The organism is Aggregatilinea sp., from assembly GCF_036822615.1.
Taxonomy (GTDB): Bacteria; Chloroflexota; Anaerolineae; order Aggregatilineales; family Aggregatilineaceae; genus Aggregatilinea.
Genome location: NZ_DAISHJ010000083.1, coordinates 1 through 23,252 on the forward strand (window position 1 = coordinate 1; position 23,252 = coordinate 23,252).

General features: G+C 64.6%; 20 protein-coding genes. 13 read left to right on the forward strand and 7 right to left on the reverse strand.

The window, feature by feature from the left end:
• The first annotated feature begins 162 nt into the window (after positions 1–162).
• The 4 genes from V7116_RS18445 (at position 163) to V7116_RS18460 (ending at position 4,290) form a co-directional block, all read left to right on the forward strand.
• Positions 163–756 (forward strand): DNA-3-methyladenine glycosylase, encoded by a 594-nt coding sequence (locus V7116_RS18445; RefSeq protein WP_324393435.1) that lies wholly within the window; start codon positions 163–165, stop codon positions 754–756.
• A gap of 344 nt (positions 757–1,100) precedes the next feature.
• A complete protein-coding gene (locus V7116_RS18450) occupies positions 1,101–2,282 on the forward strand; it encodes a phospholipase D-like domain-containing protein (RefSeq protein ID WP_324393436.1) in 1,182 nt (393 codons plus the stop codon).
• Positions 2,276–3,031: a hypothetical protein gene (locus V7116_RS18455; protein ID WP_324393437.1), complete on the forward strand. Its 756-nt coding sequence runs from the start codon at positions 2,276–2,278 to the stop codon at positions 3,029–3,031. The genes V7116_RS18450 and V7116_RS18455 overlap by 7 nt, the downstream gene beginning before the upstream one ends.
• 230 nt (positions 3,032–3,261) lie before the next feature.
• Complete coding sequence (locus tag V7116_RS18460; RefSeq protein WP_324393438.1) at positions 3,262–4,290, forward strand: hypothetical protein; 1,029 nt, start codon at positions 3,262–3,264, stop codon at positions 4,288–4,290.
• 103 nt (positions 4,291–4,393) lie between these two features.
• On the opposite strand, the gene V7116_RS18465 is transcribed toward V7116_RS18460, so the two are convergent.
• The gene (locus V7116_RS18465) at positions 4,394–4,624 is read right to left on the reverse strand and encodes a BON domain-containing protein (protein ID WP_324393439.1); all 231 of its coding nucleotides are present in this window, start codon (positions 4,622–4,624) and stop codon (positions 4,394–4,396) included.
• A 357-nt stretch (positions 4,625–4,981) separates the two neighbouring features.
• Here V7116_RS18465 and V7116_RS18470 point away from each other — a divergent pair, with 357 nt between their 5' ends.
• Positions 4,982–7,174 carry an ABC transporter substrate-binding protein gene (locus V7116_RS18470; protein WP_324393440.1) on the forward strand — a complete coding sequence of 731 codons (2,193 nt, stop codon included), beginning with the start codon at positions 4,982–4,984 and terminating at the stop codon, positions 7,172–7,174.
• Positions 7,175–7,594: 420 nt separating this feature from the next.
• On the opposite strand, the gene V7116_RS18475 is transcribed toward V7116_RS18470, so the two are convergent.
• Positions 7,595–8,113 carry a Fur family transcriptional regulator gene (locus V7116_RS18475; RefSeq protein ID WP_324393441.1) on the reverse strand — a complete coding sequence of 173 codons (519 nt, stop codon included), beginning with the start codon at positions 8,111–8,113 and terminating at the stop codon, positions 7,595–7,597.
• A 199-nt stretch (positions 8,114–8,312) separates the two neighbouring features.
• Between V7116_RS18475 and V7116_RS18480 the strand changes: the two genes are divergently transcribed.
• The 3 genes from V7116_RS18480 to V7116_RS18490 all read left to right on the forward strand — a co-directional run bounded on the left by V7116_RS18480 (position 8,313) and on the right by V7116_RS18490 (position 11,307).
• Positions 8,313–9,278: an ABC transporter substrate-binding protein gene (locus V7116_RS18480; RefSeq protein ID WP_324393442.1), complete on the forward strand. Its 966-nt coding sequence runs from the start codon at positions 8,313–8,315 to the stop codon at positions 9,276–9,278.
• A gap of 122 nt (positions 9,279–9,400) precedes the next feature.
• The gene (locus V7116_RS18485; RefSeq protein ID WP_324393443.1) at positions 9,401–10,468 is read left to right on the forward strand and encodes a FecCD family ABC transporter permease; all 1,068 of its coding nucleotides are present in this window, start codon (positions 9,401–9,403) and stop codon (positions 10,466–10,468) included.
• Entirely contained in the window at positions 10,462–11,307 is an 846-nt protein-coding gene (locus V7116_RS18490; RefSeq protein ID WP_324393444.1) for an ABC transporter ATP-binding protein, read from the forward strand. Before V7116_RS18485 ends, V7116_RS18490 begins: the two co-directional genes overlap by 7 nt.
• Here V7116_RS18490 and V7116_RS18495 read toward each other — a convergent pair.
• From V7116_RS18495 to V7116_RS18505, 3 genes are all read right to left on the reverse strand, one after another.
• Complete coding sequence (locus V7116_RS18495; RefSeq protein ID WP_324393445.1) at positions 11,304–11,597, reverse strand: hypothetical protein; 294 nt, start codon at positions 11,595–11,597, stop codon at positions 11,304–11,306. The two genes, V7116_RS18490 and V7116_RS18495, sit on opposite strands and share 4 nt — an antisense overlap.
• A gap of 250 nt (positions 11,598–11,847) precedes the next feature.
• A complete protein-coding gene (locus V7116_RS18500) occupies positions 11,848–12,027 on the reverse strand; it encodes a hypothetical protein (protein ID WP_324393446.1) in 180 nt (59 codons plus the stop codon).
• 73 nt (positions 12,028–12,100) lie between these two features.
• The gene (locus V7116_RS18505) at positions 12,101–12,955 is read right to left on the reverse strand and encodes an alpha/beta fold hydrolase (protein WP_324393447.1); all 855 of its coding nucleotides are present in this window, start codon (positions 12,953–12,955) and stop codon (positions 12,101–12,103) included.
• An 89-nt stretch (positions 12,956–13,044) separates the two neighbouring features.
• Between V7116_RS18505 and V7116_RS18510 the strand changes: the two genes are divergently transcribed.
• Entirely contained in the window at positions 13,045–13,341 is a 297-nt protein-coding gene (locus tag V7116_RS18510; RefSeq protein WP_324393448.1) for a thiamine-binding protein, read from the forward strand.
• A gap of 644 nt (positions 13,342–13,985) precedes the next feature.
• Here the strand turns inward: V7116_RS18510 and V7116_RS18515 are convergent.
• Together V7116_RS18515 and V7116_RS18520 are read right to left on the reverse strand one after the other, a co-directional pair.
• A complete protein-coding gene (locus V7116_RS18515; protein WP_324393449.1) occupies positions 13,986–15,182 on the reverse strand; it encodes a radical SAM protein in 1,197 nt (398 codons plus the stop codon).
• A 124-nt stretch (positions 15,183–15,306) separates the two neighbouring features.
• Positions 15,307–18,483 carry a thioredoxin domain-containing protein gene (locus tag V7116_RS18520; RefSeq protein ID WP_324393450.1) on the reverse strand — a complete coding sequence of 1,059 codons (3,177 nt, stop codon included), beginning with the start codon at positions 18,481–18,483 and terminating at the stop codon, positions 15,307–15,309.
• 200 nt (positions 18,484–18,683) lie between these two features.
• Here V7116_RS18520 and V7116_RS18525 point away from each other — a divergent pair, with 200 nt between their 5' ends.
• The 4 genes from V7116_RS18525 to V7116_RS18540 all read left to right on the forward strand — a co-directional run bounded on the left by V7116_RS18525 (position 18,684) and on the right by V7116_RS18540 (position 23,108).
• On the forward strand, positions 18,684–19,538 hold the full coding sequence (locus tag V7116_RS18525) for a hypothetical protein (RefSeq protein ID WP_324393451.1): 855 nt from the start codon (positions 18,684–18,686) through the stop codon (positions 19,536–19,538).
• A gap of 447 nt (positions 19,539–19,985) precedes the next feature.
• A complete protein-coding gene (locus V7116_RS18530) occupies positions 19,986–21,995 on the forward strand; it encodes a WD40 repeat domain-containing protein (protein WP_324393452.1) in 2,010 nt (669 codons plus the stop codon).
• On the forward strand, positions 21,995–22,402 hold the full coding sequence (locus tag V7116_RS18535) for a VOC family protein (protein ID WP_324393453.1): 408 nt from the start codon (positions 21,995–21,997) through the stop codon (positions 22,400–22,402). The genes V7116_RS18530 and V7116_RS18535 overlap by 1 nt, the downstream gene beginning before the upstream one ends.
• Positions 22,403–22,706: 304 nt before the next feature.
• A complete protein-coding gene (locus V7116_RS18540) occupies positions 22,707–23,108 on the forward strand; it encodes a hypothetical protein (protein ID WP_324393454.1) in 402 nt (133 codons plus the stop codon).
• Positions 23,109–23,252: the final 144 nt, after the last annotated feature.

The window sequence follows — 23,252 nt, forward strand, 5'->3', positions numbered from 1 at the left end:
CAAACGATTATGCTCAAAAGTGTCGTTCTCCCAGAACTTGATTGGAGAGGGGAGATAAGCCGCCCAACGGGGTTTGTAGGGGCGGGTTTCTAACCTGCCCTGGTTTTGTCCGGATTTGAAAATCACGCACACCTTGTGGCACATGAGGGATGACGAGATACCATGCCGATTTTGACGCGTGAGTTTTACACCCGCCCGGCGACGACCGTCGCGCGGGAGCTGTTGGGCGCGCTGCTGGTGCGCGAAATCGACGGGCAGCGCGTGAGCGGACTGATCGTCGAGACGGAAGCGTATACCGGGCTGGACGATATGGCGTCGCACGGGCGCAAGCGCCGCACGCCGCGCAACACGGTCATGTACGGCGCGCCGGGGCACGCCTACGTGTATTTCACCTACGGCATGCACTGGCTGCTGAACGCGGTCTGCGAGCCGGAGGATCAGCCCGCGGCGGTACTGCTGCGGGCGATCGATCCGCAGGAAGGGCAGACGATCATGGCCGCGAACCGGCCCGGACGTCCGCCCCGCGAATGGACCAGCGGCCCGGCGCGGCTGGCGAAGGCGCTCGCGGTGGCGCGGGACCAAAACGGCCTCGACCTGACGGATCAAGGCGGCGGGCTGTGGATCGAGGCGGGATCGCCCGTGCCGGACGAGCAGATGCGGACCGGGCCGCGCATCGGGTTGGGCAGCGTCGTGGAGCCGTGGCTCAGCATGCCGTGGCGGTTCTGGATCGCGGACAATCCGTTCGTGTCGCGGTAGGCGGCGGGGCGGCGCTTTAATGTTGACATTCGGAGACGTTGAAAAGCAAGGTCGGGTTGATGCAGTTTAATAAATGAATCCGGTCATCACCGCGACCTCACCCCCGACCCCTCTCCAATCAAGTTGGAGAGGGGAGACAGGCAGTCGACGGGAGTCCGTAGGGGCGGGTTTCTAACCCGCCCTGGTTGTGTCCGAATTCAAAAGTTAAAAAGCATCAACCCCGCCCCTACAAGACCGCGTTGGGCGGGAGCTTACCTCCAGGGGCCGGGGTCAGGTTTCACCAATAACCGGACTTTTGTGTCGACCCGCATCGTGTCGCATCACCCTCACGACAGGATAATCACGTGACCCTTACCAACCATTCGATCGATTCCCGCGCGCCGGAATGTCCGCCGCGCGGCGAAAATGTATTCCGGGTACTGGTCGGCGCGCAGGCGTTTATGGATGCGCTGTATGCGGATCTGGACGGCTGCACGCGCAGCCTGTACGCGCAGTTTATGACGTACGAAGGGGATACCAGCGGCGAGGCGTTTTCGGCGCTGCTGGCGGAAAAAGCCGCCGCCGGGCTGGATGTGCGACTGATGGTGGACGGTTATTCGGATGTGATTCTGAGCGACGTGTACCCGATCCTGGTGCACCGCCGGGGCGAGGTGCAGCGCGAGCTGGCGCGGACGCAGGGATTGTTCGAGCGGCTGCGCGCGGAGGGCGTCGGCGTGAAGCGGACCGCACCGCCCGGCGCGTTCAAGCAGTACATGCTCTACCGCAATCACAAAAAGATGGTGGTGCTGGACGAGCGGATCGCGTATGTGGGCGGGATCAATATTTCCGACCACAACTACGCGTGGCACGACTTCATGGTGCGCATGGAGGGGCCGCTGGCGGCGGATCTGGCGCGCGACTTCCTTTCGACGTGGGACGGCGCGACGATCCCGTTCACCGAGCGCAGGCCGGGCGGCGATTTCGTGCTCAACCAGTGCGCCGGGCGTTACTCGATCTTCGAAGAAGTGTTAGACATGATAGGGCGGGCGCGGCATTCGGTGGTGATCGAGTCGCCGTATTTGCTGGGCGATCACGTCGAGGCGGCGCTGCGGGCTGCCGCCGAGCGCGGGGTGGGGGTAACGATCATCCAGCCCGCACACAGCAACAAGCTGATGTACCGGATCTGGGTGCGCAAGCTGCGCCGCCGCCTGGATCACCCCAACGTGCGCATCTACGGCTACCGCGGCAGCGGCGGCATGACGCACGCCAAGCTGATCGTGGTGGACGATCAGTGGGCGAGCTTCGGATCGTTCAATATGATCGAGCTAGAGGGCCTGACGCAGAAGGAGCTGAACATCTTCAGCAGCGACCCGGCTCTGATCGCGCAGCTTAAGGCCGTCGTGGCGGTGGACCTCCAGGTGGCAGTACCTCTGACCCCACCGCGAACCTCCTGGGGTCGTTTTACGTATAGTATGCTGTACCACTTCTTCAGGTGGTGGACGCGCCGACTTTTACGCCGCCCAGACTGGAAGGCACTCTATTGCTAGGCAAGCTGCTGCATCGCTACCGGATTGAAATCAAGTACATCTTGCTTACCCTGGCGCTGCTGGTCGTGCTGGGGTGGTTGGCGTCGCGCAACGTTTTTGATCCCATCGAGGGCAAAGTCAACGAGGGTATGGACTTCCTGTCCGAATATGGACTGGTGGGCATGTTCATCATCGGGCTGCTGTCAAACACGACGCTGGTGATCATCGTGCCCTATACGCTGCCCATGCTGCCGCTGGTCGTGTATATGACCTCGCCGGTGGACGTGATCGCGCTCGGCGTGGCGACGGGCATCGGCTCCGGGCTTGGGGAGGCGCTGTCGTACGCGATCGCGCATACCATCGTCTCGCACGTGGACGATCTCGAAAAAAGCGCGTTGTTCCGCTGGACGCACGACAGCATCTCGCGGCGGCCCCACGTGATTCCGCTGCTGTTGTGGTTCGTGTCGGCGGTCCCGATCCCCGATCTGGCGGTGATCGTGCCGCTGGCGATGGTCAAGTACCCGTGGCAGAAGATCGTGCTGCCGATGGTGACGGGCAAGATCGTGCAGAACACGGCGGTCGCACTGGCGTTCAAGTACGCGGCGGATCGCGCCGAGGGGCTGGTGTCACGCGATATCAACTTCGACATCACCGCGATCATCGCCGTGCTGTTCATCATGGTGGTCGCGTATCAGATCGAATCGTCGCGGGGGAAGGACACGCAGCCCGCCGCGCTGACGCCGGGCGAGGAAACTTCCGGCGACCGGTAGGGGTGGAAAGCGGGCAGCGGTTAGCCGTTAGCTACAAGCAAAAACACTGCACCTCCGACCCGCTTCCAAGTTGATTGGAGTGGGGCCGGAGGTGAGTTTTTTTGCATATTCTTTTCAGGATTTCATTTATAGTTTGAATCAGGTCATGGTTGATGCGAGTGTCGTGGTATCTACCGACCACGATCGATCAACTCCAGGGGCGGGCCGCAGCTCAAAAGGATGAACTAAATATGCTTATCGGTGCGATGGATCTGCCATTTGTCTGGCAAGCCTGGGATCGAGACCGGCTGCAGCAGCACATGGACGCGCTTGCTCAGGCGGGCATCAATACGTTTATGGTCGAATCGGAGGCCAATATCTACAGTGAGGCTTTGATCAGCAGCGCGCACCGGGCGGGATTACAATTCTTCGGCGGCCTAAACTGCTTTTTTAACCCCGGCGCGCTTCAACAGCGCCCGGAACTGTACCCGATCGATCAGACCGGCGCGCGGTATCCCGTTCGCAGTTGGTATAACGCGGGCATCATTCCGACCGATGAAATGTATAATGCCGAACTGCGCAGCACGGTCAGCGAGTGGGTGAGAACTTACCCGATGGATGGCATTCTGTTGAATTTCATCCGTTGGCCGCTGTTCTGGGAATACGAACTCCGTCCCGACACGCCCCATCCGGTCCAGACTTCGTTTGACCCGCAGACCCTACGGCGCTTTCAGTCCACGACAGGCATCACGCTGCCTGCCTCCTGCCCGGATCCTGGCCAGCAAGCGGCCTGGATTTTAGCGCACCACACTCAGGAATGGACGGATTTCAAGTGCGATGTGATTACCAGCCTCGTTCGCCAGTTGGTGGACGAGATTCGGGCTGTGAAAGGTGCGGCGTTTCCCATCGGGTTGTGCCCGATCCCTGCGTTACCGGATGTGCTAGAACCCATTCTTGGACAGCGCCTCTCCGACCTCGCGCCGCTCGTTGATTTCGTCCTGCCCATGACGTACCACGCGATCGTGCACCAGCCGCTGGCATGGATTTCCAGCATTCTTGAGAGCATGAGAGAACACGCGCCCAGGAAGCTCGTTCCCTTTGTTCTGTCAACGACGGAGGAGGGATGGGCCGCGCTGCCAGATGACGACTGGGAAGCGATGGTCGATCTCGTCTTGTCCGACCAGGATACACAGGGCCTGACGTTTTTTATGGGAACTGGGCTGTTGACGAGTGGCCGCAGCAGCAGGCTCAAAACTCTTTTGGCCGGCTGTGCGGGATAGTGGGGTGTTGTACAGAAGCGGAGCGTGAGCGAAAAAAACAGAGGGCCGGTCGAACACCGCGCCCTCTGTGTGTTATGGCTGTGGTTGAGCAAGTGCAACGCGATCAGGCGGGCGCGGGGCTGCTGACGCGCAGTTGGCTGTAGACGTGCAGGAATGAGGCGACCGATTCGACGGTGGCGACCGCTTCGGGGATCAGATCGGGATGGCTGACCGAGCCCTGAAGGATCACGTTTTGGCCCCGCACGACGACCCGGATCGCTTCGTTGGCTGTGAAGGTATTACGCTTAAGTGCACGGACGATGAGGTGGTGTAGGGTTTGATGCTGGTAGTTCATGTTGTTGCTCCTCAATACCCGAGCCGAACACTGAAGCGGCGATGCGCAGCAGCTCCTCACAGTTCAGGCATCTATTAGTACCCCAATCCCCCATGCGTATCGCATTCTCGCATGATTCCGTGCTTTCCACAAGCGCAAAAAACTGAAATCCGTAACGGTTTCGTACGATAGGGTGGTCACTTTTGGGCGGGTGGTGAAGCACCGCCGCGCGTGCCCCCTACCGAAGGTCAGGTGTACAATCCGGGTGAAGGTTTTATATAATCGGGCTATGACACGCTTCTCGTGCACCGTCCCGGTGTTTCATCTACAATTAGAGCCACGCTGAGTTGAGCCTACCAAGAGCTTCAGGAGGACTGAATGGAACGCGAAGCAAAAATGAGGGGAAGAGTTTTATTCCGGCAGTGGTACGGGTTGGGCCTCGTGGTGGCCCTGGCGCTGGTCGCCGGGCTGTTCGCGCCGCTCGCCCTGGCCGCGCCGACGGCCCAGGATGAGGCCGTCATACGGGTAGGTTATCTCGGTGAGGTAGGCGACGAAGCAGCCCAGGGCATCCAGCTTGCAATCAGCCAGATTAACTCGGCGGGCGGCATCACCGCGCCGGACGGGACGTCGTACCGGCTGGAGATGGTGACGCCTGCGCCGGAGATGCTGTCGATGGCCGCGCTCGACGAGGCGGTTGAAGATCTCGCCCAGCAGGACGTGGTGGCAATCTTCGGGCCGAACGACAACGAAAGTTTCGACGAGGTGACGACTACCACGCTGGTCGATACACGCCTGCCCGTGCTGACGGCAGCGACCGGTAATTCCCTGACTACGGGCGACCTGGAAGGCCAGTTGTTCCGGCTGCGCGCGCCTGAGCGTATCTACAGCGAAGCGCTGGCGGCGTACATGGTGCAGGAACTAGGACTGACCTCGATCGCATTGGTGCAGGCGGACGTGGAATCGACCGAGGCGCTGGTGAACTTCGCGGGCGCGATGGGCGACGACCTGGAACCCGCGACGCAGGTGCAAATTCCCGGCGGGGCCGGGCTGGATGACGCCGTGATCGACCTGGGTGACCTGAATCCCGAGGCGATCGTGATGTGGGGCCCGCCGCAGTACGCGGCCAGCCTGCTGCGCCAACTGCGTGACGGCGGCTGGACCGGGCAGTTTGCTTACCGGCTGGCGGACGAAGCCGCGCGCGGCAACGATCTGCCCGACGCGGTGGCGGACGGCATGCTCGGCGTGACGTCGTGGGGCTATTCGTACGCGAGCGGCCCGTCGCAGATCTTCCTGCGCGATTACGTGAGCGCGTTCGGTGAAGTGCCGGGTCCGCTGGCCGTGGCGACGTATGACGGCGTGTGGGTGCTGCGCGCTGCCATCGTGAACGGCGGCGTCACGCCGGAAGAAATTCTGGCCGCGCTGGCCGGGGGCGCGCCGCAATCGCTGGTACAGGGCACGCTCAATCCGAGCGCGTACGGCAACGGCGACTTGATTCACAAGGCGATGATCTACGAGCTAGGGCCGTGGGGCGGCCTGACGGTGCTGGCGCAGTACATCGACGGCCAGCCGGTCGCACTGGACCAGGAAGCGCCGATCGTGGAGACGCCGGTCGCGCCGGTGACCACGCCGAACCCTGAGGTTGGCGAAGGCGCGTACGCGGTCGTGACGACCACGGCGCTGAACGTGCGGTCCGGCCCGGGCTTCAACTTCGACCAGATCGGGGAAGTGCAGCAGGGCGATTTGCTGGAAATTCTGGGCGCGGTGGCCGACTACAGCTGGCTGGTGATCAACTACCAGGGCGGCATCGGCTGGATCAAGGCGGAATTCGCCAACGTGACCGGCGACCTCGGTTCGATCCCGATCCTGCAGTCGCCCGCGACGCCCACGCCTGCCGTGACCGTGCCCCCGGCGGAAGGCAGTCTGGCCGATCTGCTGGTGGAAAGCGTCGTGCTGAACCCGTCGCAGCCGATCCCGAACCAGCCGTTCACCGCGACGGTCTCCGTCCGCAACGTGGGCGGCGGCGCGGCGGGACGCTTCGCCGTGGGCCTGACATTCGATCAGGTGAACTATATCAGCGGCTACATCGAAGGGCTGGCGAGCGGCCAGAGCGGCCAGATCCAGCTTTCGAGCACGGTGGTGGGCACGGGAACCGCGCAGATGGTGGTGACCGCCGACCTGAACAACGAGATCGCCGAAGCGAACGAGACGAACAACACGTTCGCGCAGACGGTGCAGTCCAGCGCGGCGACGCTGGCCGAGCAGGTGAACATCCAGTTGGCCGCCGGGACGCAGTTCGATCTGTACGGCGGCACGGTGGATTTTACGTGGGACGGCTATAACATCGCCATGGAAAACGGCGCGCGAATGGGCGTGCTGGGCGTGACGTATGAGGCCGCGTCCCCGAACGACATCACCGACGCGACCATCAACAACAGCGTCGGAATCGGATCCAACCAGGTGCAGCCCGGCACGGTGCTCGGCGTGATCACGGCGGAGGGCGCGCGTGCCGTGGCGCGTGTGGAGAACCGCCAGGACCAGACGGTATGGATCTCCTACAAGGTGTTCCAATAGGCTGGAACGCTGACCGGCTCTGCGGCCCGCTCAGGTGAATTTCACACGGCCCGATCTGATATGGATCGGGCCGTGTGTTGTGTGGGGCGCGCTGTGGACGGGGGAGGCAGCGGCGGTCGTCAGCAAAGGCCACCTCACCCCCGGCCCCTCTCCAACTTGATTGGAGAGGGGAGACAGGCACGGCCCTGAGTTCGTAGGGGTAGAGCTTGCTCTACCCGTTTTTTCTCTTAACGGGCGATGCTTGCATCGCCCCTACGAAAAGCACATTGTTCTGTTTTTCTCTCGACGGGGCTTCACGGAATGCGTGTGGGATTACAAATCTTCTGGTTGAGAGCAGGACGAAGCAACGTCACAGACCGGCCCCTGTAACGGCGAGGTCTAGGGAACGACAGGGCAGAGTGGAGGTCGAGCGGTGCCGGGCTAGTCGTCATCCCCGGCGGCGAGGGCGGCGGTGCAGTCGGCGCAGTAGCCGACGAAACACGAGTGCGCCGAGAGAACCGTCACGCCCAATTCGGCAGTGACCTGACGGCGGAAGTCGTCCACGATGTCCGGCTCGACGGGCACGATCGCGCCGCAGCGGCGGCAGGTCAGGGAATAGTGCTGGTGCACGGAGCGCAGGCGGTACTGCTCGCGGTCGTGGCCGTCGCCCACGATGCGCCCCTCGACCAGATCGAGCTGCTTGAACAGCGCCAGCGTGCGGTAGACCGTCGCAAGGCTGAGCGTCGCCCCGCGCAGTTGGGCCAGATCGAACAATTCCTCGGCATCCAGAAAGCCGCCGTGCGCGCGCAGCAGATCGATCAGCATCTGGCGCTGGGCGGTCAGGCGGTGTCCGGCCCCGGAAAATGCGCGCGTAATGCGGGCGTCGAGGTCGTCGGTTGGAGTGCGATCGGGCGAAACGCTCATGCGCGCCTCATTGGCCTGGATGTTCGATGATCCCATTATGCCACACCCTACAGGATTTAGCAGGTTCTGGCCCAAGTTATTAGTTTGTACTCATACTCGCGGCGAGGGGAAGAGTTAAGTATAGTTTTAAGGAGATTTGATCAGAATTTCACGTTGTCAATCTCTCAAAACTTTTCTTACAATCTTGAATGTCCCACCTGGTTTTTTGAGAGTCTCGTACTAAGGAGATTTATACATGAAGTCACACACGCTGCTTCGTTTCGTCATTGGCGTGCTGGCCGTGGCGCTCGTGCTTGGCGCTGCTGCCCCGTCGGCATGGGCGCAGGGCGATGAATCGCGCACGGTGACGGATGTGATGGGCCGCGAAGTCACGATTGACAGCGCGCCCCAGCGCATCGTCGGCATGAGCGCTTCGATCACCGAAGTGCTGTACGCGATTGGCGTCACGCCGGTTGGCGCGACCGCCGGTATCGACTATCCCGAAGCGGCGGCATCCCTGCCGACCTTCGGCACGGGCTACCAGCCGGACCTCGAAGCCCTGGCCGCGCTGGAGCCGGATCTGATCATCGGCAGCGCCGATCTCAATGCGCAGATTCTGGACCAGCTCGAAGCGATCGCGCCGACAGTGATCGTGTTGATCCAGACGCCTAGCGATGTTCCGGCAGTAATCCGGCTGGTGGGGCAGGCGACCTATCACGACACATCGGCGGAATATCTGGCGCACACGTACGATTCGCTGCTGACGCTGGTGCAGGACAGCGCGCCGGCTGACGGCCCGAGCGTGCTGATCATCGTGGGCACGCTGTCTACGCCGAACTACGGTAAGGCCTCGACGTACCTGGGCGGCATGGTGACCATGCTGGGCGGCACGGTGGTGGGCGACGATCAGCCCGACGCGGGCCCGTTCCCCGGCTACGCGCAGTTGAGCGTCGAGCAGGTGCTGGACGCCGATCCCGACTTCATTCTGACCATCACGCGCGGCGCGCCGGGCGCGACCCCGATCCCCGAAGAGATCGCCGCCGACTCGGTGTGGTCGTCGCTGAGCGCCGTGCAGAACGGCCACGTGTACGAACTGGATAACCGCCTGTTCCTCGAATCGCCGGGGCCGCGCGTGGTTGATGCCCTGATGCAGCTGCGCGGTATCCTCTACGGCGGCGGTATGCCGATGGCCGAACCTGCCGCGACCGAGTCCGCCGGATAGCAGACCCGGCAGACCCAACTCGAATTTGTTATGCTTAGATGCAGGGGTGTGCCTGATGTGCCCCTGCATGTTTTGGTATATGCCCCCGCGCGGCGGTGGTTTCCCCACAAGGCGGTATGACATTGAGCGTTGGTACGGCCTCTCCGGCCTCCCGTGACCTTGCAGCGCGCGAGCGGCAGCGGCTCGTGCGGCTGGCACTGATCGCGGGCTGCGGGCTGCTGCTGGCGGCGGCGATGATCTACGCGCTGACCGTTGGTACACAGAGCATCCCGGTGGATCAAGTGATCGCGGCGCTGCGCGATGACGCGGACGTCAAAAAGTCGGTGCTGATCATCGTGCGCGAAGTGCGCCTGCCGCGCGCGCTGGTCGGCGCGCTGGTGGGCCTCAACCTGTCCGTGTCGGGCGTGATGCTGCAAGGCGTCGTGCGGTCGCCGCTGGGCGATCCGTACGTGCTGGGCGTGTCGGCGGGCGGCGGGCTGGCGGCAGCGGTCGTGCTGCTGCAAACGGACGTGCCCGCGGGGGCGGTTCCCGCTGCCGCATTCGTCGGCGCGCTGATCGGTGCGTTGGTGGTGTACGCGGTCGCGTGGGATCGATCCGGCGCGTCGACGGTGCGGCTGGCGCTGGCAGGCGTGGCCGTGACCGCGACGATGAACGCGTTCACCACGACGGTGGTCGCCATGACGGTGACGGTCGGCGCGCAGGCCGTGTTTCAATGGCTGGTCGGCGGGCTGTATACGGCGGCGTGGGACGATTTCGACCTGATGTGGCCGTACACCGTGGTCGGGCTGATCGGTGCGCTGGCGCTCGCCCGGCGCGCGAACGTGCTGGCGCTGGGCGACGAACTCGCGCAGGGGCTGGGGCTGCGGGTTGAGCAGACGCGCTTTTTGATGGCGGCGGTGGCGGCGGTGCTGGCGGGCAGCTCGGTCGCGGTGGCGGGACTGGTCGCGTTCGTGGGGCTGCTGGTCCCTTATCTCGCGCGGCTGCTGGTCGGCTCCGATTATCGCTACCTGATCCCGGCCAGCGCGTTGTTGGGTGCGGCGCTGATGGTGGCGGCGGATACGGCGGCGCGGTTTACGCTCCCGGCGCTGCTGGGCCAGACCGGGATCGAGTTCCCGGTGGGCATATTGACGGCGGTGATCGGCGGGCCGCTGTTCCTGTGGCTGGTACGAGCGAGGCGGTCGCAATGGTAAACGGGCAGTCCGAAACGATCATTTTGCGCGCGGAAAAGCTCGAACTCGGCTACCGGCGCGGCGAAGCAGTGGTGCGCGATCTGCACCTGGACGTACAGCGCGGGGAGATCGTGACGCTGGTCGGGCCGAATGGGTCCGGCAAGAGCACAATTCTGCGCGCGATGGCGCGCATCCTCAGGCCGCGCGGCGGCGCGGTGTACCTCAACGGGGCGGCGATCCACCGCCTTTCGACGCGGAAAGTGGCGCAGGAGTTGGCGATTCTGCCGCAGCATCCCATCGCGCCGGGGGATCTGACCGTGCGGGATCTGGTGCAGCGCGGGCGCTTCGCGCGGCAGGCGTGGTGGCGCGCGTCGAATCTGCACGACCGCGACGTGATCGGGTGGGCGTTGGACTCGGCGGGGCTGACGGATCTGGCCGACCGGCGGCTGGGCACGCTTTCGGGCGGGGAGCGTCAGCGGGCGTGGATCGCGCTGGCGCTGGCGCAGGAGCCGGAGATCCTGCTGCTGGACGAGCCGACGACGTTTCTGGACATCAGCCACCAGCTCGAAGTGATGGCGCTGCTGCGCAAGCTCAACGCCGAGGACGGGCTGAGCATCGCCATGGTGCTGCACGATCTGAATCAGGCGGCGCGCTTCAGCCACCGGTTGATCGCCATTCACGAGGGCAGTGTATACGCGGCGGGCGCGCCGGACACCGTGCTGACGGAGGGGATGCTGCGCGAGGTGTTCCAGGTGGAGGGCGTGATCGGGCGCGATCCGCACACGGATGCGCCCGTCTTCACCCCGTTGTACTCGCTGCGCGGCGGCAGCGAACCGCGCGGTGATGCGGCGGACGGCTAGCCGTTCAGGCGCTCGTTCCGATCCTTGTTATACAGGTAGCCCAGAGCCACACCCAGGCCCACAAACATGGGCAGCGGGAACGCTTCTTTCAACAGCGCGAGGATGCTCAACAGCACGCCAAAGAGCGCGTTGAAGACGCCCAAAATCGCCAGCACGACGCCCGAAACGGCGCGCAGCACCGACGCGAGGCGCAGCAGCATAACGATCCCCAGGCCGACCAGCAAGATCTGGCCGATGGGTGACTCCGCGAATGGTTGGGTCGTGCTGCTCCGTTGTGTACGAGTTGCCATACTTACACTCCCAGTCTTAGTTTCTGCGTCCAATACGTCGATTCGTACGGAGATTATAGGGCTGAACCGGGACGGGTTGCCAAGCGGAAAGACGGTCGCGTGGAGAGGGGAGACAGGCAGGGTCCGGCGGGAATTTGTAGGGGCGTATCGCATACGCCCCGGTGCGTATGGGGTGGCGGGGCAAACAAAAAGGAGACGCGCCGCGTCCCCTTTGTCGTGCATCGGTGTGTTATGGCAGCGACCGGACTGGTCAGCCGCGCAGCCTGTGGTAGACGTACATCGCGCCGACGATGACACCGACCACGAACAACAGACTGGCGAGCATCTTGAGCAGGGCGACGACGAGTGACACCGCGACCAGCGCGATGAAGACTGCCAGAATGATCATGAAAGCACGGCCAATCAGTGAGCCGGTATTTTGCTGTGCCATGGTTTGTTCCTCCCATAGATGACTGCTTACACTACTCTATACGCGTAAGCCGGGCCGGGAGTTGCGGATCGGTTCAACGGGTTGCCGTGGCCGACCAGAACGCGGCCAGCGCCGCCGTGAAGCGCTCGCGTTCCTCCGCGAAGGGGGCGTGGCCGCTGCGCTCGAAAATGACCAGATCCGCGCCGGAGATCTTTTTCGCCAACTCGATGCTGCACCCGACCGGGGTTTGCGGATCGTAGCGGCCCACGGCGATCCAGGTAGGCACGCGGACTTCCCCCAGGCGCGCGCGAAAATCGAGGCGGCGGCTGGTCCGCGCCCAGCGCGAGCGGATCGGGGCGGGCTGGTGCTCGGCGTCCTCGCCGGCGGGCAGGGGCGGGATCAGGGAGATGTTACGGTACGAGACTTCCGCCATCAGGCGTTGGAGCCGGTTGTGATCGGCCAGGGTTGCGCCGCCGCGCCGCAGCCGCAGGCCGAGCGCCGCCATGCGCCAGAAACGCGGATCGCTCCATCCCCACCGGTACGGGATGGCGTTGTGCCGCCGTAGGGCGGGATAGCCGGACATCGAGCCGATCAGGGCCAGCCGCCGCACGCGGTCGGGGTGTTCCAATGCCAGCGCGAGGCTGCACAGGCTGCTCATGCTGTGGCCGATCACGTCGATGGGGCCGGAAACGCCGCTCGCGTCGAGCGCTTCGCACGCACAGTCGAGCATCTCGGACAGATCGACGCGGGCGGGGCGCGTGGAGCGGTACGCGCCGGGCGGATCGAAGCTGATCACGCGGCGGCCCATTTCGTGCAGGATCGAGGCGAGCGTGCCTTCCGCCGCCGGGACGCGCGTAAAACTGTGGGGATAGGGCATCAGCAGCACCGGATCGCCGCTGCCGTCGGCGTAAATCGCCAGCCCCTCGTGGATCGTGATCGGATCGGTCATCGTGCCTCCTTGAGCGCGGGTTGTTATGATTGTACCGTGACCGGCGAGTCGTGGAACTCGCTGCCGTTGTCGATAGAGGAGGAACGCTCGTGGACGAAAACCGTACCGTGAATATCGCTATTCAGGTCGTGCCGCTGGTGGACGACGCTTACGCCGTGGTGGACCGCGCGATCCGCGTGATCATGGACAGCGGCCTGAAGTACGAGGTCGGGCCGATGGAGACGACGATCGAAGGGCCGTTCGACGCGGCGTGGGCGGTGGCGCGCGAGGCGCATCTGGAATGCGTGCGCGCCGGGGCCGGGCAGGTTTTGAGCTACATCAAGGTGTACGACGGCACGCACGGGGCCAGCGATTCGATGGGCGAGCGCACGTCCCGGTACCGGTAAACAGCATGCTGCGAGGGGCGCGCAGCATGCCCGCCTGCGCGCCCCTCGCGGGGACTCATACTTCCCGTCTTAAGTTCCCACGATTCAGTTGCCAACGCCGATCAAGGTGTGCTACCCTGGAGTCATGAACCAACGTGACGAACCGCGCAGCATCCGGCAGATCACTGCGGCTCACACGATCCCTGGAACGCCCACGACTTCCTGGTCGTGAACGGCGCAGCATATGGCGCTTAAGCCAGTGGCGAGTGCGCAGTCCTGAACGTTCAATCTGCCGAGGCCTGACCGGAAACGGCCAGAGACCTGTTCGCCGGTTCGAGGGACCGGGGCCAACGTCCCAGTATCTGGTTGGCCGGAAGACGCACGTTTTTAAGAAGACTCAAATAATCGTCATATCGCACGGATCGCCCCCTTACCCCTGGGGGCGATTTTTGTTTTGCAGGCAAGCGGCAGTCGTTAGTTTTCAGGTGTGAGTCGCTAGTAAAAGCAGGGGAAACGGGGAACGGATGCCTGCGACAGTCCTGCTTTGGGCCTCTGCAATCACTAAAAACTAACGGCCAAGCGGGCTATCAAAAAGATCTGGCTTATAGTGCGGGTGAGGTGCTTTTTGCCAGATCATTTCGAGGATTCACTTAGCTGCTGTTTTTTTACAACGCGAAGCCGTCTACCTGATAGGGCGCGACCTTGACGCCGGGCAGCGCGGCGCGCAGGGCGTATTGCAGCGCGGCAAGCTGCGCCGCGACGTCCGCGTCCGCCAGGGGACGGATGCCCGCCTCGGCGGCGAGGGCCGGGTATTCCGTGCCGGGCGCAGGCACGTAGCGCGACAGGTACATGAGATCGCCGGGGCCGAGATCCATCGCGCGCACGGCCTCCACGGAGTGCTCGACGTGCGCCGCCGCGAAGCGATCCCCCCCGATGCCCGCCATCAGGATCACGCCCGCGCTCACGCCGCCCGCGCGCAGGGCGCGCACTGCCTCGACCGCATCCCGCGCCGTGCCGGGCTTGTTCAGGAAGCGCAGCAAATCGTCGTCGCCGGTTTCCAGGCCGATATAGGCGCGTTCCAGGCCCAGCGCGCGCAGCTCGGTCCAGTCGGCAGCGGACTTACGGCCCACGTCGAAAGCGCTCACGAACGAAAAGACCGGGCGCGGCGCGTCGGGCGTGCCGAAGACGGCCTGCGCCGTTTCCAGCAGGGCGCGCAGACGCGGCTGGGGAATGATCAGCGCGTTGGCGTCGGCCAGGAAAATGCCGCGCCGCAGGCTCAACCCCTCCCCGAAGAAGTCGCGCACGCCTTCACAGTGGGCGCGGAACGAGGCCGGGCTGTGAATGAGGAAGGTGCGGTCGCGGTAGAGGCCGCAAAACGTGCAGCGATTCCACGAGCAGCCCTCGGTGGCTTGCAGCACCAGCGCGAGGTACTGGTCGGGCGGGAGGATGCTCACCGGGCGGTACAGCCCGCGGTAGGCGCTGCCATCCTCGGCCAGACGATCCGGGCCAAACGCCAGAATTTTTGCCAGGGCTTCCCACAGCAGCAGACGATCGTTGGCGGGCAGGTCGAGCCGGGCCGCGACGGACGCCAGATCCGCCAGATGCGCGAAGACGGCATCGAGCAGGGCGGCGGCTTCGTCGGGAGGCAGCTCGCGCCGCCGGGCTTCCGGCCCGCCGCGTTCCAGCAGCCGGTGATCGAGCGTGCGCTGGTAGCTGCGCCCGTTCACAAACAGGCCCAGCAGCCGACCGGCGCGGTCGAAGCTGTAGCTTTCGCCAAAGGACGGCGAAACGACCAGCGACGCCCCTGCGAGGCTGGCGGTGATGGTGGTGGCGGTAGTGGGGTGTGCGGCGTGGATCGGCATGGGCAGGCAACAAAAATCTAAATTGGGCGGACGGAACGGTGCCCCGGTCCTCTGCAATCCGAGCGGCGAGCGGGGCAGGTAGAGGGGGACGGGATTTTTGCCCGTCCCCCATGTGTGCGTGTCGTTACAGCGTGTCGTCGTCGGAGACGTCGAGCGTGTCGTCTTCGGCGTAGGACGAGCCCGCGCCGGATGGGTTCGAGGCGATCGAACTGTTCCGCCGCGACACCATCGTGAAGCCGATCCCGACCAACGCCAGGAGCAGGACGCCACCCACGACGGCGGCGATGGTGGCCGTATTGCCGCCATTGTCCTCATCCGTGGATGAAGTGGCCGCACCGTCGTCGGACGATCCGCTGGCTGCGGACGCGGCTTCTTCCGTTGCAGGGGCGGGCGTGAGGGTGGCCGGTTCGACTACGACCGGCGTCTCCGCTTCTTCGGTGGCCTGCTGCTCCGCGCTGATCAGCACATCGCGCGCGCCGGAGCCGGAGGACGTCTCCATGCTGGTCGCGTCTTCGGTGGCCGCTTCCGCCGCGCCGGGTGCGGCTTCCGTGGCGTCGGAAGGAGTTTCGGTGGCGGTCGGCGAGACGTTCGTGAACAGGTCGGAGACGCTCGTGCCGTTCTTGACCTGATCGACTACCACACGCACGATCGGGATCGGCACGCCGCCGGTCCAGGTGCTGCCGTCGGGCAGCTCCAGGAACTGGAAGTCTTCATCGCCCGCCGCGAACAGCACCGCCGGTGTGCCGGTGACGCCGTAATCGTTGGCGCGGGTGTTATTCGTGCCAAGCAAAGCCTCGTACGTGCCCGCGTCGAGGCAGGCATTGAGCGCCTCGACGTCGATGCCGAGCGCTTCGTCGCCCAGCGTCTCCGCGATCTGGTCGCGGGTGTAGGCGACGGTATAGGTCAGCTCGCGGTAGCTGGCATACAGCGCTTCATAGGCCGTGTAGCCTTTGCCCTGTTCCGCCGCGCAGTAGAGCGCCTGTGTCGCCAGACCGGACGTGCCTTCGTTGCCGTTGAAGACCATCGGCGTCAGGTGGAACTGAAGGTTGCCCGGCTCGACTTCGAGCGCGATCAGGCGGTTCACGTCCAGCGAGTAGTCCGCGCAGTGCGGGCAGGACATTTCGAGGAATTCCATCATGCGCGCGGGCGCATCCGGGTCGCCGTAGATCAGCTCGCCGCTGTCGGCAAGGCTCTGCTGCCACGCCTCGTCCACGAGCGCGTAGTCGGGCAGGGGCGGGTCGAAAGTCAGGCTGTCGAGGATCGACTGCACCGCGTCGTCGCTGTCTTCGGGCGCGGTGGTCTGGAAGTACATGCTTTCCCCGATGCTGCCGTAGGGGGCCAGGATCAGGTGATGGACCGCGGACGTGTCGGCTTCGGTGAAGTTCACGGCGAAGCCATCGTTCCCGGCCAGCGTGTACGGCTCGACGTCCGCGCCGACCTGCTCGCCAACCGAGGCCAGCGCCGCATCGAGCGTGATGCCGGGGCCGAGCGTGGCGATGTAGTTGATCATGATGAACGCGCCGTCCCCATTCGCACGGGCTTCGGGCGAGACGAACGCCAGATCGAAGTCCTGCCCGCCGGAAACCGCGGTCCAGCCTTCCGGCAGCGCCGCCGTCACGCCGTATTCTTCCCAGGTGTAGGGCGTGGCGTCGCCACTCTGACGAGCGGGCACGGGCGTGCCGGGGCCGGTCCAGTAGGCGTCGGCGCGCAGCGGGTGCAGGGCGGACGTGGTGGTGCGCGAGAAGAAGCGCGACAGGTCATCGTCCAGGCGCTCGATGCTGGCGAGCATCGAGTCCGCCGTGGGCCGGAAGGCCTCCCACTGGTCCACATCTGCGCCGATGTTGATGAACAGGCCCTCGGAATTGTTTTGCAGGTCGATCACGATGTAGCGCAGGTAGACGGCGGGCGCGTCGCTTTCATCGACCACGTCATACAGCACGGCGGGATGGCCCGCGACGGTGATGTCAAGGATCGTCGGGGCGTCGCTGCCGTATTCGCTGGCGAGATCGGCGGCCACTTCGCGCAGATCGTTCCAGCCCTTGAGCGGGAAGGTCGAGCCTTGAACGAACTGGAAATCGAACGCGCCGTTTTCCAGATCCAGGGGCGGCGTGGCGCTGAAATAGTCCTCGCCCGCGTCCTGGCCGGTGTCGATCTGCCACCCGGCGGGCAGGTACATCGTGAGGCCGCCTTCGGCCCACGAGAAGCGCTGCTCAAGCTGGACGGACGCGACACTCTGCGAGATGCCGGTCGTCACGGGCGCGCCGGTGGAGGCGCTGCCGGGGAAGTGGATGCTGTCGCGGATCGCGTCGAAGTCGGGAGCGTAGGTGTCGAAGTCCGCTTCCGGCGCGCGGTAGCCCGCCGCGAGGAACGTGTCGGGATCGATCTTGATCAGGTAGACGCCGCCGCTCTGGGCCGGGTCGCGCTCGGCATCGGTGTACGTGACCAGCCGCGTCTCGTAGCCGCTGACCGTGCCCGATTCGGGCGTGCTGAACGTGCCGGGACGGCTGCCGACGATCAGATCGAGCACTTCGTCGATGTCGCTGCTGGGCGGCGACAGAAGGGCGATCACCACAAATTCCGGCCCGTTGCCCGCGCTGAGATCCGCGTCCGCCGGGGAAAGCGTCAGCTCGCCGGGAGTGTCGCCCGGTTCCATCACCCAATCGGTGGGATAGTCGAGCGTGTAGCCGTAGGTGCTTTCCGCATAGGTTTCCATCGCGCGCGCGGTGGAGTCCTGGTTGAACGGCACGGGCGTCGCATCCTGGGTGGAGGACGCCGCGCCGAACGTCACGCTGCGGCTGATAGCCTGGATCATGGGCAGGTAGGTCGATGCGTCGCCGCTGGAGACAATGTAGGCGATGCCGATGGTCGTGCCGTCATCGAGCGCTACGAGGGTTACGCCACCGGAGGCCGACGGGTTGGTCTGGACGAAGGTGAAGCTCCGGCTGGGGTAGTCATCTACCATGCCGGACTTGATCGCGCCGGTCTTGCCGCTGATGCTGGCGGCATAGGTCGCCGCGGCGTCGTCCAACTGGGCCGCCGTGGAACCGGGCAGGGCGAACAATACCAGTTCCGGCCCGTGCCCATCGCTGACGTCCAGATCCGCCGGGTGCACGCTGATCACATTGCCGGAAGCCACCGCAACCCAGGTATCTGGGAACAGGACGGTGGTGCTGTACGACTCCCAGGTATAGGACTGCGAGAGGTCGGTTGAGTTTTGAGCGTGTGCAGTGAAGGGACCAACCCCCAGACCGGCCAAGAGAACCAGTCCGGCAAGCAACGCAAGCGCGCGATATCTGATCATCAGTTCATTCTCCGTGTGTCTCCGCGTGTTTCCATTATAACAAAGCTGCGCCTCGCTGCATGAGCGCTTGATGAGCGTCGAATGGCGCGCGCAGGCCAATCGCCGGGCGGCACAGACAGTTTCAGACACTACCTGAACGCGCGGCCCGCCGTGGATCTGCTATACTGAGGCTGAAAAAATGGGGTAGACGGATTAAACACATGGACCAGGCGACGGAAAGCGCTTTACGACGCGCGTATCTCCTGATCAAAGCCGGGGACCGGGACGGCGCACGCGCGCTGATCATGCCGGTGCTGGCGTCGGAGCGCGATAACATCGACGCGTGGTGGCTGGCCGCGCACGCCGCGCCCACGCCGCCGGACGTGCGCGTGGCGCTGGATCAGGTGCTGCGGCTGAATCCCGAGCATCAGGCCGCCCGCGTGATGGGGGCGCGCCTCAGCCGTTTGCATCCCGAACTCGTGCTGGCGGATAAGCCCGCCGCCAAGCGCGCCCCGACCGTGCACAGCGGGCCGTCCAGTCACCGCTGGGTCTGGAACGTCGTGCTGGTGGCGGGGCTGGCCGCGTTTGCGTTCGGCGGCGCGGCGCTGGTGTCGTCGGTGATGGGCCTGACGTGGCTGAACGACGCGGTGACCGAGGTCGGGGAAACGGTCGGCCTCGACACGCACTCCGACGAGACGTATGGCACGGTCACGCTGAAAGACGCGGGCGCGGCCCCGGTCGATTACACCATCACGCAGATCAAGTCCGCGCCGAAGGGCGACGTGGCGACCGGGAACATGCTGGAGAAGGAGGCGCACGTCTGGACCTTCAGCGCGGAGCAGGGCCAGGACGTGATGGCAATGGTGCAGTTCACCGTCGCGGGGAACGCCGCGCACGTCGTGGAACTGCTCGATGTTGAGGGGCGCACGTTGGCGCAGGGTGTTGGGATGGCGAGCGACAGCGGCACGGTGACGCTGGTGTATACGCTGACGCAGACGGGATCGTATAAGCTGGTGATCTTCGGGCGTCCCGGCGGGCCGCGCGGTGCGTACGCGCTGGGGCTGGACGTCAGTTGAAAAGCAGTTTTTAGTTTGAAGTTTAAAGTTGTTAGTAGAGGCAGGGTCAAAGGGCTAGAGTCCGTTACGAACTGAGTGTAGAAACCTCACCCCCGGCCCCTCTCCAATCAAGTTGGAGAGGGGAGACGGGCAGCGCCAACGGGATTTTGTAAGGGCGGGTTTTTAACCCGCCCTGGTTTTCCCGGATTTAACGTTAAAGAGCATTACTCCGACCGCGGAGCACAAAACTAGGTGGGGCAAGCCTATCCCCTACGACGCTCGATCCTGGCGCGCGGTGTCAAGCGACCCCGGCATTTCACTGAACAGCCCACAACGCTCTACCGCCAACGGTTTTGGGCACTGCTTGCCCTGCGCATGACCGCCGTACGGGGCGGGGCGTCTCGACACCCGCCGTGCTTGGCGGTATGCTTGGCATTTGTAAGCGCCAATCACCTTTTAGGAGCAGGAATGGAACGTCCGTGGAAGTGGGGCGCGAGCCGCTGGCTGGCCGCGCTGCTGGTTGGATTGATGCTGGTTGGCGTGGGACTGCCCGCAGCCAGCGCACAGCAGGATGAGGTCACACGCGGGAAGGCCGAGCAGTGGCTGAAACGCACCCTGAACAAGCCGAATATGACGCTGGTGTCGTTCACGTATTCCGGCACAAGCTGGCCGGATTCGTCGATGGGCTGCCCGGCCCCGGAAGGCACGCCGATCGTCGAGGGCGTCATCAACGGCTACGAATGGTTCTTCCTGTTCGATAACATGGTGCGCTATGAAGTGCACAGCAATCTGGATGCCTCGCAGGTCGTGCTGTGCAGCGCGGTCAGCGCCACGTCGGACGTGATCCTGTCCACGTACAAGGCCGCGACGTACAGCCTGCTCGTGCCCGAAGCGTGGCTGAGTTTCCCCAACGAGGACGAAACCGAGGTCGTGTTTGGACCGCAGCAAACACTGGCGTGCGACCAGCCGGGCATGCGTCTGCGCGTGCTGGGGCGGGTGGCGAGCGGCATCACACCCGACGAGATGATCAACGAGCGGCTGGCCGAACTCGGCGCGACGGATGACATCACGGCGCGGCAGACCGCCGGGACATACGGACGCTGGACCGCGTACCAGACGCCGTGCGAGAGCGTCACGCAGCAGCACCGGCTGGCGGCGTTCGTGCGCTATGGCAGCGCGTACACAATCGAGCAGTGGGCCTCCGATGCGGACTTCGCGCAGTGGGACCAGCCGTTCATGGATATGCTGACCCAGTTCAAGCCGGGCGAGGGCACGCTGACGCCCGCCCAGTCATCGGGCGACGCGGCGCTGGCGGAGCAAATGCCCGCGCTGCCGATGGCGCACCTGTTTTTGGGCGACGTGTTCCTGGGCGCGCTGAACGATATCCCCGGGCGCAGCATCACCAGCGTCCCGACGCAGGACCGGCGCTACCTGGACTTTTCACCGGACGGCCTGACACTGTCGTTCGTGGACGTGACCGCCGGGCAGCTTCGCGTGCTGGACGCGGCGCAAGGCGTCTCGCCGCGTAAGATCGCGGTCAACGTGGACGCGACGTTCCCGCCCGCGTGGCGCGCGGACAGCCAGGAGATCGCCTATACGGTGGCGACGGGCACGACTGACGCCACCGGCGCGGCGCTGTTCGACCTGATGGCGGTCGCTGCGACGGGCGGCGAGCCGCGCACGCTGGGACAGTTCGCGTTTGGCGGCGGCTGCCCCACCGGCTATTCCGATCCCGCCGACCGCCCGTACTTTGAGGAAAGCGGGCCGCAGGGCATGGCGAATACGCTGGTGTGGATCTCCGACCAGCAGTTTTTGATCTCCACGCGCTGTGACGGCGGCGTGGGCTACCTCAACCTCGCGGACGGCACGATCGACGCGCGCTTCGCGGATATGCACAGCGGCGTGCTGTCGCCGGACCGGGCACGCTTTGCCGGACGCGGCCCGCAGGGGCTGGCGATCATCGACATGGCGAGCGGCGCGCGCACCGATCTGAGCGTGGGCGCGGACGCCAGCCAGCTCGCGTGGTCGCCGGACGGGGCGAGCCTCTATTACTCGACCACGCGCCTCACAGACGGCACGCTGTTCGATAAGGCGGCGGACGAGGAGCGCGGCCAGCAGATTTTCGGCTTCTGGCCGGTGCAGGTGGGCGTATACGAGCTGGGACTGGCCCGCGTCGATGTGGCGAGCGGCGAAAAGACCGACCTGTGGCGCGGGGAAGGCCGCGCGATCGGGCGTATCGCGCCGATCCCGGATGGCAGCGGCGTGGTCTTCAGCGTGATTTCCAGCAGCGTGCCCGTGGCCGAAATCTTCCAGGCCGGAGCCGATCCCACGACGCAGTACGAGGCGTGGCCCGGCCCGCTGCTGTATATGCTGCTCAACGGGCAGGACAGCGCGCGGCTGCTGGCTTATTCCGGCGCGCCCGTGTTCGCGTCCGTGACGCTCAACGCATCATCCGATCAGGCTGCGGAGGGACAGTAATGCAACCGAAAATTGCTCTGATCACCGTTCTGACCGACGACACGCCATTGATGCTTCATTTTTACCGCGACGTGCTGGGGTTCAAACCGCAAGGGGAAGTTGACGAGGCCAATCCGGGTTACGTCGAGTTCGCGCACGAGGGCGTGCGGTTTTCGCTGTGCTCGCGCTCGATCATGCAGCAGGCCACGGGCGATCCGTCGTTCGACGTGCCGCGCAGCGGGCAGTCGTTCGAGCTGGCGTTCCCCTGCGCGACGTACGACGAGGTGGACGCGACCTATGCCGCGCTGGTCGAGCAGGGCGCGACACCGGTCAAGGGTCCGGCGCTGATGCCGTGGGGCCAGCGCACCGCGTTTTTTGCCGATCCTGAGGGCAACATCCACGAGATTTTTGCCGATCCGCCCGCGTAAGAACGGCAGCGGTCAGTTTTTAGCAAGACAACAGGCAGGGTGGGGTATAAAGCCGCCCTGCCTTTCTATTTCTTCGGATTTGAAATTCCAGGCGCATCGATCGCTGCCCCATTTCGCCTTCGTTCGGGTGAACGGGGCCGCGCTGCGTTTGCGCCCGGCTTCGCTAACCTGTGTTTCCTCACGCTGCACAGTGCCCTTGTTCACTTTTCCGCGCCCGCGCTGGCCGTTTATGCTGGAAGAACAGGACCACGATTCATCCCGACCGCTTCCATATTCCCAGAAATTAGTTTAGGAGGAAACGGCGATGATCAGGGCTTTGTTCGGCATCTTCTTGGTGCTGCACGGCGTCGTGCACCTGCTGTATCTCGGCCAGAGCCAGCGCGTATTCGAGCTGCAACCGGGCATGGTATGGCCGGACGGCGCGTGGCTTTCGCGCAGTGTCGGCGTGGGGAGTCTGCGCACCGGGGCGAGCGTCGCGCTGGGCGTGGCGGCGCTTGGATTCGCAGCGGCGGGGATCGCGCTGCTGGCAGGGCAAGACTGGTGGCGTCCGGTTACGGTGGGGGCCGGTGTTTTTTCCGCGGCGGTGTACCTCGCGCTGTGGGACGGCACGGCGCGGCGGCTTGATAACCAGGGCGGCGTCGGGTTGCTGATCGACCTCGCGCTGGTGGCGATGGCGCTGCTGCGGTGGCCCGATTTCGGGTTGTAGCCGGGCGGGGAGCGAGGGAAATTAGAAAAGCAGGGCGGGTTGATGCGGTTGAATACCATAATCCGGGCATCACCGCGACCTCACCCCCAGCCCCCTTTCAAGGGTAGGTATTTCATTCTAGGGAGCATCAGCCCACGCATAAGG